Genomic DNA, 15586 nt, shown 5'->3' on the forward strand with positions numbered 1-15586 from the left:
AGTACAAAGAATTATATTGGGCAAGTTTTGTAGGGAAATGTTTGTTGTAAACTTGTTACTTTTACAAGCAAGTAAAAAATACTAGAAAATAGAAAGAATTTAGAGTATATAAAAGATGAAAAAGTACGTATTAAATTTCCTGTTGTTATTTGTTGTTTTTCAAGTATATAGCTTTCAGAAAGTTGTTGGTGAAGAAAATAAAGCTACAACTTTAAAAGAAAAAGAGGTTCAGGAAGAAGAAGTAAAAACTCAAAAAACATATCCTGATAGTTTTATTCCTCCAAAATATATTCAAAAAGAAGTTTATTCGGTTAAAGAAGTTCCAAACCCAAAAAAGAATGGTGCTAATGGGTTTATATCTGACCCCAATAACTATATAAATGAAATTGAAGAGCAACAATTAAATTTAAAGCTTTGGGAAATAGAACAAAATACAACAGCGCAAGTAGCTGTTGTTATTCTTAAAAGTATAGGAAAGGAAGTACCTAAAAATTTTGCTGTTAAATTATTTGAAGAATGGGCAATAGGCGATAAAGAAGTCGATAACGGGTTACTTATTTTAACGGTAATAGATCAACGAAGAACAGAATTTGAGGTAGGGTATGGGTTAGAACCTATTTTAACTGATATTGTTTGCCATAGAATAGGAACAGACGAGATTGTACCGTATTTTAAAGAAGGAGAATTTGGTAAAGGATTGCTATCTGCTGTTTCTAGAGTAGAAGAAATAATTAATAAACCTGATGTTATTGATGAAATTTATGCTCAGAACATTAATTATTATAATGAAGAGGAAACTAATTTTTTTAAGAATCCGCTTTTTTTATACCTACTTTTTTATTCAATAGTTGGCTTATTTATAGGAGGTTGGTTTAGTATAAAAGCTAAATCAATAGATAAATCTAAGGAAGATCTTTATGATAAATATCAAGATATGAGTAAGCTAGGGTTAGGTTGTTTACTCTTTTTATTTCCATTACCACTTTATTTTATTAATAGATATGTAAAAGCTAAGCTTAAACGATATAGATTTTCTCCTCGTTTTAGTAAAAAGAACGGAAAGCAACTTTATTTAAAAGATGAATGGAGTGAAAACAGTTTTTTAGAGAAAGCACAAATTCTTGAAGAAAAAATTAAGTCAAAAGAATATGATGTCTGGGTTACAGAAGATGAAAGTGATATTTTGATTTTAGAATATGAAGGTTCTAGTAGAAAGTATTCTAATTGTAAAAAATGTGGTTATAAAACCTATGGAAGAATTAGTACGAAAATTATACGTAAAGCAACTTACGACTCTAGTGGTGAAAAAAAAGAAGACTACTTATGTAAAAACTGTAACTATCAAGAAAGTAAAACAATAATAATTCCAAGATTAGAAAGAAGTAGTAGTTCTTCTAGTTCTGGAGGATCTTCATGGTCATCCTCATCGTCATCATCTTCAAGTTTTGGTGGTGGTAGCTCAGGTGGAGGTGGAGCAGGAGTAAGCTGGTAAATAAAAAATAAACATCTAGGCTTTTTCCTGTAAATATATTTGTTAATATGGTATAACTTTGCATCATAATTCAGAGGAGACACAAAAAGAGCTAGTCCCCCCTGAAATATCATTTAATTATGGTATTTGAACCTCCGGTCTTTTAACAAGTTCGGAGGTTTTTTTATTCCTCAGGCAACCTTTTTTCAAATCTTGTAGTCTTTATATTTGTAAGGCTATAAAAACGTACCTATTGATTTGAAAATTATTTCACTACATAATAATGAAGCTTCGCTTATAAAACAAGCAAAGAAACAGAGTAGAGAAGCTCAACAATTAATATTTGAGCAACACTCTCCAAAAATGTTAGGAGTTTGTAGGCAGTATGTTAAAGATTTACATCATGCAGAAGATTTAATGTTACAAGGTTTTTTTAAAGTTTTTACCAATATTGAAAAATTTAAAGGAGAAGGAAGTTTTGAAGGTTGGATTCGTAGAATTATGGTAAATACCTGTATAAGTTATTTACGAAAAAAGAATCCTGTTCAAGTATCAGATGAAGACTTTGTTTTTAATGATGCTGCAACAGAAAGCCTTGAAAACACATCGGTAGAAGATATACAAAAGTTAATAGATGAGTTACCTGAAGGATATAAGTTAGTTTTTAATTTATATGCTATTGAAGGATATAAACATTCAGAAATTGCAGAAAAATTACAAATTTCTGAAAGTACCTCTAAGTCACAATTATTTAAAGCTCGTAAATGTTTACAAGCAAGCTACGAGAAAATTAATCAAGTAAGAAATGTCAAGCAATAATATAGACAAACATATAGCAGAAAAGCTAAAAAACAGAGAACTAAAACCGTCTAATTCAGCATGGGAAAGATTAGAGACTCGTTTAGATAATCAGGAAGAAACAAAGAAAAGAAACTGGTTTTTATATGTAGGTTATGCAGCTAGTTTAGCTTTGTTAATAACCTTTGTAGCTTTCTATTTTACAGGTTCAGATTCAAAAGAAACGATAGAAGAAGTTATAGTTGATATTCCAATTGATACACTAAAAATTAATAATAAAGGCATAGAGAAGTTCCTTAGAAATACAGACGAAGCTGTAGTAAAGATAGAGGAAAATCAACAAGAAAAGAAATCGCTTAAAAAGAAGAAAAAGATTACTACAACTAAGAATTCTACCTTAAAAGAAAAAGATATAGTCTTTAAAAATATTCAAGATGAAGAACAACCAAAAGAAGAGGAGGTAGTAGCAAAGTTAGATAAGCCAATAGTAACAAAAAAGAAAGAGTTTAATTCAAGAGTTAGAGTGAATAGTGATGACTTACTATTTGCAGTAACACATAGTCCTGAAGAGGTTAAAGAATACTATGCGAGAAATAAAGTAAAGCGAGAAGATGTGTTAAAAACTATTGAAGATGAGCTGAAAAAGTCAAACTTAAAAATAGATCCAAATATCATTTTAGCTGAAGTTGAAAGAACGATTGATGATGAAGAGTTTAAAGGAGACTTTATGCAAAAATTAAAATCAAAAATATCAGACATTGCGGTAGCAATTGTTTATAGAAACAAATAAAGCGCTTATTAATTATCGATAATTAACCATTCCAAATTATTATCAATTTAAAATTATTAAAATGAAAAGAATACTATTATTAGTGTTGTTTATAACAACTATTGCCCAATCTCAAGAAAAAGTATTTGAAAAAGAAGTAAAGAAAATATCAATGAGTATTGATAGTATTACTAAGCAGCAAAAAGACTCTTTAAAGATTAGAGTAAAAGAGATTAATACAAAATTAGAAAAGAATAAAATAACATTTGATGAAGCTGCGATACTGAAAAAAGAAGCAGCAGCCTACCATGCAGCTCAAATAGAGAAAAAAGTTAGTTTTCAGGAACAAAAACTACAACAACTTGTACAAGACAAAATTGATGGTAAAATATTTAGCAATGAAGAAGAATCACGAGAGCAAACTTTTGAAATAGCGAAATTTAAGTTCAGACTAAACTTTTCTGACGATGAAGAAGATGAAGTTGAAAGAGAAAAGAAAAGAAGAAGAAAGAGAACTACAACACAATTTGTTTTTGCTTTAGGAGCAAATAATACATTAACAGATAATAAACTAAGTTCTTTAGACGATTCAGACTACAAATTTTGGCAATCGCACTTTTATGAGTTAGGTTTTACATGGAAAACACGGTTAGCAAAAGAACCATCAAAAGCATATTTTAAATACGGTTTTTCTTTTCTGTGGAATAATTTAAGAGCTAAAAACAATCAATATCATACTATAAATGGAAATGAAACAAATTTAAGTATTCACTCAGAACAACTTTCTGAAAGTAGATTACGACATGTACAAATGACCTTTCCAATGCATTTAGAGTTTGATTTTTCAAAAAACAAAAAATATTCTGATGGAGAAATTGTAGATAGAACACATCAAAGCTTTCAAGTTGGAGTAGGTGGTTTCTTCGGATTCAAGTTAGGAACTCGTCAGTACTTAGAATATAAAAATGCTCAAGGAGTTACAGTTGAAGAAGTTCAGAAGAATAATTTTAATATGAACAAATATAACTACGGATTAAGTGCTTATGTTGCTTACCAAGGTATTGGATTATATGCTAAATATGATTTAAATCCATTGTTTAAAAATACAGATACAAGAAATATTTCATTAGGTCTTCGATTTGATATTAATTAGTAAACTACATTGAGGCTAGCTTTTGAGGATTATTTCCTTTTGGCGATGCCAATAAAAAAGGAGAAGTTTAAACTTCTCCTTTTTTATTTTTCTCCCACTCTTTACGCAAATGCATTGAAAGTTTTCCGGTACCATCATGTTTCCATCCAGGAGGTTTAAAAAAGTACAGTAACCTTTTTCCTAATGTGGTTTTACTAGTAAAAACATCATTGAACATATTATACCATTCAATAAAAGCCACTTTAATTGGGTTATACGTATTTATATTTTTAACTAAACCGTACACTGGTTTTTCTATTTCAGGTTCAAAAGTTCCAAAAAGTTTATCCCAAATAATAAAGATTCCTGCATGATTTCTATCTAAATATTGAGGATTGGTTGCATGATGCACTCTATGATGACTTGGAGTATTAAAAATAGCTTCAAACCATTTAGGCATTTTGTCAATAAGCTCGGTATGAATCCAGTATTGATATAACAAACTAATACTCATTTGAGTTACAATCATTAATGGATGAAATCCTATGATGGCCAATGGTGCCCAAAATATGAACGTGTAAAAACTTCCTGACCAAGTTTGACGCAAAGCAGTACTTAAATTGTATTTTGTTGAAGAATGATGAACCACGTGGCTAGCCCAAAAGAGTCTACTTTCATGTGCAATTCTATGGTTCCAGTAGTACGCAAAGTCTTCAGCAAACAATAAAATAAACCAAGACCACCAAGTAAACGGAATAGTAAATAGGCGATATTGATAAAGAAATAAAAACACTCCAAATATTAATCCTTTGGTAAATAACCCTATAAAAACATTCCCTAACCCCATAGTTATGGATGTAGCAGCATCTTTAAACTCATAATCTTCTAATTTTACTTTAACGGTTAATATTACTTCAATAATAACAGTTAAAATAAAAAAAGGAATAGCATAATGAACTAAATTAGGAATTTCAGGGATTTGCATAAAAAGAGTGTTTAGTCACAAACTTACACAAAATCATTAAATTATTTAAGTCGTAGAGTTTGTTTATGGATTAAAAAGCAGTATATTTGCAGGCTTAAAAATAAATTTTAAATAATTTAATTATGAATCATTACGAAACTGTTTTCATTTTGAATCCCGTTTTATCTGAAACTCAGATAAAGGAAGCAGTAAAAAAGTTTGAGGACTATTTACTTTCTAAAGGTGCAGAAATGATTTCTAAAGAAGATTGGGGCTTAAAAAAATTAGCTTATCCAATCGAAAAGAAAAAAAGTGGATTTTACCACTTATTTGAGTACAAAGTAGCAGGTGATGCAATTGCTCCGTTTGAATTAGAGTTTAGACGTGACGATAGCGTTATGCGTTATTTAACTGTAAAGTTAGATAAGCATGCTGCAGCTTGGGCTGAAAAGAGAAGAAACCGTGTTAAATCTGCAAAAAAGTAAGAAATGGCATCTATAGAACAACAAGCAAAAGGAAACAAGCAAGGAGAAGTACGTTACTTAACTCCGCTTGATATCGAAACTAAAAAGGAAGCTAAATACTGTCGTTTCAAGAAAAACGGTATTAAATACATCGATTACAAAGATGCAGACTTCTTAATGTATTTAGTAAACGAACAAGGTAAAATTTTACCAAGACGTTTAACAGGAACATCATTAAAATATCAACGTAAAGTGGCTCAAGCTATTAAAAGAGCTCGTCACTTAGCTTTAATGCCTTACGTTGGAGATATGTTAAAATAATAAAGAAGTAGAAACATGGAATTGATATTAAAACAAGACGTAGAAAACTTAGGTTTTAAAGACGATGTTGTAACTGTTAAGAATGGTTACGGACGTAATTACCTAATACCTCAAGGATATGCAATTTTAGCTACTTCTTCAGCTAAAAAAGTATTAGCAGAAAACTTAAAGCAACGTGCTTTTAAAGAAGCTAAATTAATAGAAGACGCTAACAAAGTAGCTGAAACTATTAAAGGTTATGAAATCAAGATAGCTTCTAAAGTAGGTTCAGGAGATAAATTATTTGGTTCAGTAAATAACATTGATGTTGCTGCAGCTTTAGCTAAGGCAGGTACTGAAGTAGATAAGAAATTTATCAAAGTTACTGGAGGTAACGTAAAAAGATTAGGAAAATACAACGCTGCTGTACGTTTACACAGAACTGTTGTTGCTGACATCGTATTTGAAGTAGTTGCTGAATAGTAACTAAATTGTTAAATACATGTTAATAAAGTATAAATCCGCTCGGTCGAGCGGATTTTTTTTATGCTTAAATTTGAAGTATAACATAAACAAAATCAGAACTATTATGAAGAAATTAATAATTTTTTCTTTTGTTTTTTTGAGTTTATCCATTTATTCCCAGGTAACCACATCAAAAATAAAAGGAACTGTAACAGACAATCAGGGAGAACCTTTGTTTGGTGCTAACATTGTTGTTTTGCATGAGCCAACAGGTACCATATCTGGAGCCGTAGCTCAAGATAATGGAAGATACACCATACCTAACTTAAGAGTTGGAGGCCCTTATAAAGTAACGTTTAGCTATATTGGGTTTGAATCACAAGAAGTAACCAATGTATATTTAACTTTAGGTAAAACAACTAATATTGATGGTGTTTTGTCTGAGGATGGAGAGCAATTAGAAGAAGTTGTTATATCAACAACAAGAAGTAAAGTTTTTAATAATGATAGAACAGGGGCACAAACTAGTGTAAGTGCTGTTCAGTTAAAAACCTTACCAACTATATCACGTTCTGCTGCAGATTTTACACGTTTAGAACCAACTGCGAGTGGAAATTCTTTTGGAGGAAGAAACGATCAGTTTAATAACTTTTCATTAGACGGATCTATTTTTAATAACCCTTTTGGTTTAGATTCACCAACACCAGGAGGACAAACAGGATCACAACCAATATCGTTAGACGCAATTGAACAAATTTCGGTTTCTACTGCACCATACGATGTTACTTTATCTGGGTTTACTGGGGCTTCGGTAGATGCAGTAACAAAAAGTGGTACTAACGAATTTAAAGGTACTGTTTATGGTTTTTACAGAAACCAAGATATGACAGGAGGTAAAATTAAAGGTCAAGAAGTTGTAAAACCAAAATTAAGTCAAAGCCAATATGGAGCAAGCTTAGGAGGACCAATTATTAAGGATAAATTGTTCTTTTTTGCAAATTTTGAAAAAGATGATAGAGAAGATTTAGGTACAGCAGGTTGGATACCAAATACAGGTAGTGGAGCAGTTAATGAATCTAGAGTATTAGAATCAGATATGATAGCTGTTCGTGATGCCTTGTCTGCTTTAGGATATGATACGGGAGCTTATGAAGGTTTTACTTATGGTTCTGAATCTACTAAAGGAATTTTTAAATTAGATTGGAATATCAATGATAAAAATAGATTAGCATTAATTTATAATTTCTTAAGAGCTTCAAAAGAAACTCCTGCACACCCAACAGCTTTGGGAATTAGAGGTCCAAGTTTTTCTACATTACAGTTTGAAAATTCAGGATATGAAATTAATAACAACTTAAATTCTTTCCAATTAGAATTAAACTCTAACTTATCAGAAACAACAACTAATAAACTGCAAATAGGTTATACACATTTTGATGATTTTAGAAATCCGTTATCTGCACCAGCACCAGTAATTACTATACAAGATGGTAATGGTAGTAATTATATTATAGCTGGTCATGAACCATTTTCTATCAATAACAAGTTAGATCAGCGAGTTTTTCAGTTGACAAACAACATGAACTTTTATAAGGGAGATCATACGTACACTGTTGGTTTTTCATTTGAACAATTTGAATTTGAAAACTCATTCAATTTAACAAATTACGAGTCCTTTAATTTTGGAATTTTCCCATACTACGGGTTGTTTAGTCCTTACCCTGATGTAGCAACTTTTTTATCAGCTGCACAACCAGGAGGGGTAGTAGAGCAATATTTAGCAGCTACTCAAAATGCTTACGATTCATTTAATGCAAATGGAGACGGAAATGATGGCGGTTGGAAATTATCTGAACTAAATGTAGGTCAATTAGCATTTTATGTACAAGATGAATGGGAAATGAATGATAAGTTTAAGTTAACTTACGGAGTTCGTTTTGATAAACCATTGTATTTTAATACTTCTAGTTTAATTCAGAAATTTATTGATACCGATAATGGAGCGACTAGAGATAACTCTGTACTATATTACAACCCAAATACAGGAGAAGAGCAACAGTTGCTTTCAACCAAGATGCCTACAAACCAATGGTTGATTTCACCAAGAGTAGGTTTTAACTGGGATGTAAAAGGAAATAATACAATGCAACTTCGTGGAGGTTCAGGTGTGTTTACAGGACGCTTACCTTTCGTGTGGATTGGAAACCAAGTAAGTGGAGCAGACGATGGTTTCTTCCAATTAGTTGATCCAGATTTTAAGTTTCCTCAAGTATGGAGAACAAACTTAGGTTTAGATTGGAAATTTGAAAACGGAATTATAGCAACTACAGACATTTCTTATACAAAAGACATTAATGGTGCTCATGTACAAAACTGGGGATTAAGAGAACCTAGTGCAACTTTAAATACACCATTTGATAGTAGAGAAATATATGATGGAAGCGATAAAGGAAATAATGCTTATGTATTTACAAATTCAGATAAAGGTCGTGTTTGGAATGCTTCTCTAAAACTTCAAAAAACTTTTGATAATGGGTTGTATACAAGCGTTGCCTATAATTACTTAAATGCTAAAGATGTAAACTCTATTGAAGCAGAAATTACAGGAGATGCTTTTGCTTTTAATCCAGTAGTAGGAAATGCTAATAATGATGTTTTATCATATTCTAAATATGGTGACACTCATAGAATTATTGGTGTAGCGTCTAAGAAGTTCACTTATGGAGGAGATAAGTTTGCTACAACTATTTCTACATTTTTTGAATATGCTCAAGGAGGAAGGTTTAATTACACTTATGGAGGCGATATCAATAATGATGGTTCTGCTGTAAATGATTTATTATATGTTCCAACAAGTTCTGAACTTAATCAAATGCAATTTAGTAATCCTGCTCATGCAGCTGCTTTTGAAAGCTATATACAACAAGATGATTATCTAAGTGAAAGAAGAGGGCAGTACGTTGAACGTTATGGAGCTTTGGCACCATGGAGAGGTAAATGGGATTTAAAAATATTACAAGATTTTAATTTTAACGTATCTGCTGAAAAGCAAAATACAATACAGTTAAGTCTTGATATTTTAAATGTAGGTAATTTAATTAACTCAGATTGGGGAGTAGTACAACAACCTAATAATGTACAACCTTTAGGTGTAAGATTCCCTGATGTAGATCCTATGAACACAGATCCTGCTAATTATGTGCCAGATTATTCTGAAGCACCTACTTATACATTTAGTACCAATCAAGAACAGACATTTGGTTTCGATTCTAGTTTACTTTCTCGTTGGCAAATGCAAATAGGTCTGCGTTATATATTTTAAAAAAAGACGAATTAAAATTTATAAAACCACTCATTTTCTGAGTGGTTTTTTTGTTTTTTAGTTAAAAATTTTATAATAAAGGGTGCTTTTCCTGTGAAAATTTTGAAATAAATAAGTGATATTTGTAGATGTAAATAAAGATAGGGGACTTTAATTACAACGTTTTAAAATATAGTCTTTGAGGGGTTGATTATATTTTAAAAAAACTCTGGCCTTACTAAGGTCAGAGTTTTTAAGTGTTTTATTATAGTGTAACGCTTTCTTGATTCTTAAGAATATCTTCCATAGTTTCCCTTTTCCTAATCAAATAATCTTTTCCTTTGTAAATCATAACTTCAGCGGGTCTAAACCTTGAATTATAATTTGAAGCCATAGAAAAACAATAAGCACCTGCATTATGGAAACATAATATATCGTCTTCAGATATTTCGTTGATTCTTCTATTAGAACCAAAGGTGTCATTTTCACAAATATATCCAACGATACTATAAAAACGTTCTCTTCCTTTTGGGTTAGATAGGTTTTCTATGTAATGATAAGAATTGTAAAACATAGGGCGGATTAAGTGATTCAAGCCACTATCAATACCAGCAAAAACTGTAGAAGTTGTTTGTTTAATAACATTCACTTTAGCTAAAAAATATCCAGCCTCACTCACTAAAAATTTTCCAGGCTCAAACATTAGCGTAACTTCCTTGCCGTAGTTTTTGCAAAATTCATTAAATCGTGTAGATAATTTTTTACCTAATTCATTTATATCAGTTGAAATATCATCTTTTTTGTAAGGAACTTTAAACCCACTACCAAAATCAATAAAGTCAATATCTTTGAATTGTCTTGCTGTATCAAATAAAATTTCTGTAGCTCTTAAAAAAGTATCAATATCTAAAATATCAGAACCAGTATGCATATGTATTCCATTAATATGCATTCCTGTATTTTCAACAACTCTTTTTATATGAGGTACTTGATGAATTGAAATTCCAAACTTAGAATCGATATGACCTACAGATATTTTACTGTTTCCACCAGCCATTACATGCGGGTTGATACGAATACAAACAGGAATTTTTGGGTGTTTTTGTCCGAATAACTCTAAAATAGATAAGTTATCAATATTAATTTGAACCCCTAATTTAGCTACTTCTTCTATTTCTTGTAGTGAAACTCCATTAGGTGTATATATAATTTCATGAGGTTCAAAACCTGCTAATAAACCAAGTTTAACTTCTTGAATAGAAACTGTATCCAAACCACTGTTAAGCTTATTGAAAACCTTTAAGATATTAATGTTTGATAATGCCTTAACTGCATAATTAATCTTTACATTTTTAACTTTTGAAAAAGCAGATGTTATCTTTTTATACTGAGAAATAATTTTTTCAGTGTCGTAAACATACAAAGGTGACTGATACTTATCAGCTAGCTTTAAAAGGTCTTGTCTATTCATTTACTTTAATATTTATCGGCAAAAGTATAGAGGTGACTGATTACAAAAAATAAAATGAAAGAAATTTACAAATTTGTGTTTTTTTGTAAAATTAGGGGTTTTACGTCTAGGCAAAAGGGAATTTTCCTATAACATAATCCTTTAAAAAGAATCATATTTGCCATGAAATAAAATTAAGGGGATTTATTTCAAACAGAATGATATTTTTTTAAGGGGTAAAAATATCATAAAAAACTCTAGCTTCCGCTAGAGTTTTTGATTTTATATATGTTGTGTGTAAAATTAATTAAACTTTACAGCTACTTTTTGAGCAATTCCAACAATTACTTCACTAGCTTTAACAATACTTTCAGCAGGAACATATTCGTAACGACCATGAAAATTATGACCACCTGCAAAAATATTAGGACAAGGTAATCCTTTATAAGATAGCTGAGAACCATCAGTACCACCACGAATAGGTTTAATTAACGGAGTAATTCCCATATCTTTCATTACCTCTTCAGCAATATCAACAATGTGCATAACAGGAGTAACTTTTTCTTTCATGTTAAAATATTGATCTTTAATTTCAACAGAAACTAGTTTTTGTCCACGTTTAGCATTCAAAACTTCAGCTAAATCTAACATAGCTTTTTTACGATTGTTGAATTGATCCATATCATGATCTCTAATAATATAACTCAACGTAGTTTGCTCAACTTTACCTTCCATATGGTGTAAGTGGAAGAAACCTTCATAACCAGTTGTTCTTTCAGGAACTTCATCTTCAGGTAAAGCATTGATAAACTCACTAGCAATAAGCATTGAATTAATCATTTTACCTTTAGCATACCCAGGGTGTACAATTTTACCTTGAATAGTAACTGTAGCACCAGCAGCATTAAAGTTTTCGTATTCTAACTCACCAATTTGACTTCCGTCCATAGTATAAGCCCACTCAGCTCCAAACTTTTCTACATCAAACATGTGAGCTCCTTTACCAACTTCTTCATCAGGAGTAAAGCAAATACGGATTTTACCATGCTTAATTTCTGGGTTTTGGATTAAATATTCCATTGCAGAAACAATCTCAGTAACACCAGCTTTATCATCAGCACCTAATAAAGTAGTACCGTCTGTAGTAATGATAGTTTGACCTTTATATTGTAATAAATCTTCAAAATAATCAGGAGATAAAACGATGTTCTCTTCTTTGTTTAATAAGATGTCTTTTCCGTCGTAATTCTCATGAATTTGAGGCTTTACATTAGCTCCAGTAAAGTCTGGACTAGTATCAATATGAGCAACAAAACCAATAGTTGGTACTTCATAATCTAAATTACTAGGTAACGTTGCCATTAAATAGCAATTCTCATCTAATTCAACATCTTTCATTCCTATTTCCTTAAGTTCTTTTTCAAGAATCTTCGCTAAATTCCATTGTTTTTCAGTACTAGGAAATGCTGGGTTATTAGGATCACTTTCAGTATCAATAGTTACATACTTTACAAATCGGTCAATTATATGTTGTTTGTTCATCGTAGTATTTTTAAAGCATCAAAAATAGCCATTTCAAATGTATTTTGTCAATTGAAACAAGATGAAATTTTTAGGAAACTTTCTTTTTAAAATAAGCAATTAACAAATCAACAACATAACTATACGATTGAATCCCTTTAGATTGATTATTGGCTTTGAGATAAGAGTTATACCCTTTCTTTAAATAAGGTTCTATAGGGTTTTTAAACTGTTTCCAGTGTAAGTAGGTAGCCTTATAATCTTTATAAATACCTTTGTTTACCGTTTTAGCTATTTTTTTACCCAATTCTTTATCTCTTTTATAAACTTGACCTATACAATAGTTATAAGCCATACGGTAGCCAGAATACTTAAAATATAAGTCTTTATTGGCTATTGAAGCTAAAAAACTCACAAAATTAGCATCATTCTCAGCTGCCCAACCAATTTGATGTGCCATTTCATGGCAGGTCGTTGCTGGATAACCAGTTTTAGGAATCATGTTGTTTACTTGCGCTTCTCCTGTTATTGGGTTTAAATATCCTGAAGTTCCATTATAAGACTGAAACAAACTAACTAATGAACTTTTAACCGAGGAAGTTTGATAAGCCAGTTGTGGGTGTATTTTTGAGAGTTCTTGGAATCCGTTTGGAGCTAAGTTATAAATCTCTTTTTGAGAATATGGAACTATTACAGAAACTGAATCATTTTTTGTTATTTGTAAATGGATTTTGTTTAGTTCTGTTACAATATGTTTAGTAGTTGAAATTAACTCATCAGTTGTATAGGTAGATTGTTTTAGTCCAAGATTTTCAGCTAAAGGTTGTCTAAAATAATTCAATCCCCAAAAAGCATAAAAACAAAAATAAATAATAGATAGAATTGCAATAAATTTTACTAACTTAGGAAGGAAGTTTTTAAACCTTTTTTTAATTAAATAATAGATAGATTTTAATAAAAGATAAAGCAAACCAAAACCAATTATATCCCCAACAGAAAAAGGAATCCATCCTAAAATAGTTCGAAAGAATTGTGAAATATATGGGTAAATTCCATTACTATAATAAAACTCAATCCACTGTGGTTTTTGGCTAATAAAAAGCACAAAAATTACTTGAACAGGTAAAAATAAAGCAACAAAAAAATATTTTTTTAGGTTATGCATGCCTCCAAAAATAAGAAAGTTGTAACGTTATCAACAAGTTAATAACAGTTTATTTACAAAAAATGTGCATAAAGAAAATTGAGCATAGTCTCTACAAATATCATCTTAAAAATTTACTTTTGCTGTTATGGAAAGAACCCAATCTCTCAAAGGAACAAAAATAGATAAAGCTAGAATTATAAGCTTAGAAAAAGGAAAGTTACCACCGCAGGCTTTAGAGTTAGAAGAGGCTGTTTTGGGTGCTATGATGATTGATAAAAAAGGGATTGATGAAGTAATTGATATCTTACACCCAGATGCTTTTTATGATAAAAGACATCAAGAGATTTATGCAGCTATTTATGAGCTTTTCCAAAACTCAGAGCCAATTGATTTACTTTCTGTATCAAATCAATTAAAGAAAAATGGAAAACTAGATTTAGCAGGAGGAGATTTTTACTTAATTGGGTTAACTCAAAAAGTAGCCTCATCTGCTCATATTGAATTTCACTCTAGAATTATCCTAGAAAAGTTTATTCAACGTAAACTAATTACCATTTCTTCAGAAATTATTGAAAATGCATATGATGAAACTGTTGATGTTTTTGATTTGTTAGATGATGCCGAAGGAAAATTATTTGAAGTAACACAAGGAAACCTTAAAAAAGGAGCCGAAAGAGCCGATTCGTTAGTACAACAATCGATTAATAAAATTCAAGAAATATCAACCAAAGAGGGGATGAGTGGTTTGGCAACAGGATTTACCAAACTAGATGCATTAACCTCAGGTTGGCAACCTACCGATTTAATCATTATTGCAGCACGTCCCGGTATGGGTAAAACCGCTTTCGTAATATCGATGGCTAAAAATATGGCGATTGATTTCGGACACCCAGTAGCATTATTCTCACTAGAGATGTCATCGGTACAGTTAATTACCCGTATGATTTCTTCGGAAACAGGATTAACTTCTGAAAAATTACGTAAAGGAAACTTGGAACCACACGAATGGGAGCAGTTAAACGTGAAGGTGAAAAAACTTTCTGATGCACCTATTTTTATTGATGATACACCTGCACTATCAATCTTTGATTTACGTGCAAAAGCACGTCGTTTAGTGTCGCAACACGGAGTTAAAATATTAATTATTGATTACTTACAGTTAATGACAGCCGGAGGGGCAGGAGGTAACCGTGAACAAGAAATTTCGACGATTTCGCGTAACTTAAAAGCACTAGGTAAAGAATTAAATGTACCTGTAATTGCACTTTCTCAGTTATCACGTGCGGTTGAAACTCGTGGAGGAAGTAAACGTCCGTTACTATCCGATCTTCGTGAATCTGGAGCGATTGAGCAGGATGCCGATATTGTATCGTTTATTTATCGTCCTGAATATTATGGTATGACAGAATGGGATGATGATGATCACTCACCATGTGAAGGACAAGGAGAGTTTATTGTAGCAAAACACCGTAATGGTGGATTGGATAATATCCGTTTGAAGTTTACAGGACACTTGGCAAAATTCTCAGATTTGGAAGAAGGATTTAGTAGTGAATTCCAATCGAGTATGAACTCAGGATTTAATGATGAAGTGGCATCAAGCAACTTTGCTTCACCAGAAGATGCTTTTGGACCTAGCGATGATGATGTTCCGTTTTAATCTTTAAATAAAACTTAAAATATTATAGAATACACAATTGCTTAAAAGTAATTGTGTATTTTAGTTTTTGATATGAAACAATTTCTCTACATACTAACATTTTTTCTTTTTTCTAACTCGCTATGGGCATCCTTTATTTATGTA

13 protein-coding genes are annotated in these 15586 nt (G+C 31.2%); 9 read left to right on the forward strand and 4 right to left on the reverse strand.

Going from position 1 to position 15586, the window contains the following annotated elements:
* The first annotated feature begins 115 nt into the window (after positions 1-115).
* The 4 genes from LCI24_RS07405 to LCI24_RS07420 all read left to right on the forward strand — a co-directional run bounded on the left by LCI24_RS07405 (position 116) and on the right by LCI24_RS07420 (position 4191).
* Entirely contained in the window at positions 116-1492 is a 1377-nt protein-coding gene (locus LCI24_RS07405) for a TPM domain-containing protein (protein WP_274639804.1), read from the forward strand.
* A gap of 237 nt (positions 1493-1729) precedes the next feature.
* Positions 1730-2290 carry an RNA polymerase sigma factor gene (locus LCI24_RS07410; RefSeq protein WP_274639805.1) on the forward strand — a complete coding sequence of 187 codons (561 nt, stop codon included), beginning with the start codon at positions 1730-1732 and terminating at the stop codon, positions 2288-2290.
* The gene (locus LCI24_RS07415) at positions 2277-3059 is read left to right on the forward strand and encodes a hypothetical protein (RefSeq protein ID WP_274639806.1); all 783 of its coding nucleotides are present in this window, start codon (positions 2277-2279) and stop codon (positions 3057-3059) included. Before LCI24_RS07410 ends, LCI24_RS07415 begins: the two co-directional genes overlap by 14 nt.
* A gap of 61 nt (positions 3060-3120) precedes the next feature.
* A complete protein-coding gene (locus LCI24_RS07420; RefSeq protein ID WP_274639807.1) occupies positions 3121-4191 on the forward strand; it encodes a hypothetical protein in 1071 nt (356 codons plus the stop codon).
* Between the two features lie 67 nt (positions 4192-4258).
* On the opposite strand, the gene LCI24_RS07425 is transcribed toward LCI24_RS07420, so the two are convergent.
* Positions 4259-5155, reverse strand: a complete 897-nt coding sequence (locus tag LCI24_RS07425; protein ID WP_274639808.1) for a sterol desaturase family protein — start codon at positions 5153-5155, stop codon at positions 4259-4261.
* Between the two features lie 122 nt (positions 5156-5277).
* On the opposite strand from LCI24_RS07425, the gene rpsF reads away from it, so the two are divergent.
* The 4 genes from rpsF to LCI24_RS07445 all read left to right on the forward strand — a co-directional run bounded on the left by rpsF (position 5278) and on the right by LCI24_RS07445 (position 9685).
* Entirely contained in the window at positions 5278-5619 is a 342-nt protein-coding gene (gene rpsF, locus LCI24_RS07430) for a 30S ribosomal protein S6 (RefSeq protein WP_099214475.1), read from the forward strand.
* Between the two features lie 3 nt (positions 5620-5622).
* A complete protein-coding gene (rpsR, locus tag LCI24_RS07435) occupies positions 5623-5919 on the forward strand; it encodes a 30S ribosomal protein S18 (protein WP_028892048.1) in 297 nt (98 codons plus the stop codon).
* A gap of 15 nt (positions 5920-5934) precedes the next feature.
* Positions 5935-6381, forward strand: coding sequence for a 50S ribosomal protein L9 (rplI, locus tag LCI24_RS07440; RefSeq protein ID WP_047788887.1), 447 nt, complete (start codon positions 5935-5937; stop codon positions 6379-6381).
* A gap of 106 nt (positions 6382-6487) precedes the next feature.
* Positions 6488-9685, forward strand: coding sequence for a TonB-dependent receptor (locus LCI24_RS07445; RefSeq protein ID WP_274639809.1), 3198 nt, complete (start codon positions 6488-6490; stop codon positions 9683-9685).
* A 244-nt stretch (positions 9686-9929) separates the two neighbouring features.
* Here the strand turns inward: LCI24_RS07445 and lysA are convergent, their stop codons facing one another.
* The 3 genes from lysA to LCI24_RS07460 all read right to left on the reverse strand — a co-directional run bounded on the left by lysA (position 9930) and on the right by LCI24_RS07460 (position 13800).
* A complete protein-coding gene (gene lysA / locus LCI24_RS07450) occupies positions 9930-11135 on the reverse strand; it encodes a diaminopimelate decarboxylase (protein WP_274639810.1) in 1206 nt (401 codons plus the stop codon).
* A gap of 282 nt (positions 11136-11417) precedes the next feature.
* Positions 11418-12656: a peptidase T gene (gene pepT / locus LCI24_RS07455; protein WP_274639811.1), complete on the reverse strand. Its 1239-nt coding sequence runs from the start codon at positions 12654-12656 to the stop codon at positions 11418-11420.
* Positions 12657-12726: 70 nt separating this feature from the next.
* A complete protein-coding gene (locus LCI24_RS07460) occupies positions 12727-13800 on the reverse strand; it encodes a DUF3810 domain-containing protein (RefSeq protein ID WP_274639812.1) in 1074 nt (357 codons plus the stop codon).
* Between the two features lie 127 nt (positions 13801-13927).
* Between LCI24_RS07460 and dnaB the strand changes: the two genes are divergently transcribed.
* Complete coding sequence (gene dnaB / locus LCI24_RS07465; protein WP_047788883.1) at positions 13928-15442, forward strand: replicative DNA helicase; 1515 nt, start codon at positions 13928-13930, stop codon at positions 15440-15442.
* Positions 15443-15586 lie beyond the last annotated feature (144 nt).

It is taken from the genome of Tenacibaculum larymnensis (genome assembly GCF_028829235.1).
Lineage (GTDB): Bacteria > Bacteroidota > Bacteroidia > Flavobacteriales > Flavobacteriaceae > Polaribacter > Polaribacter larymnensis.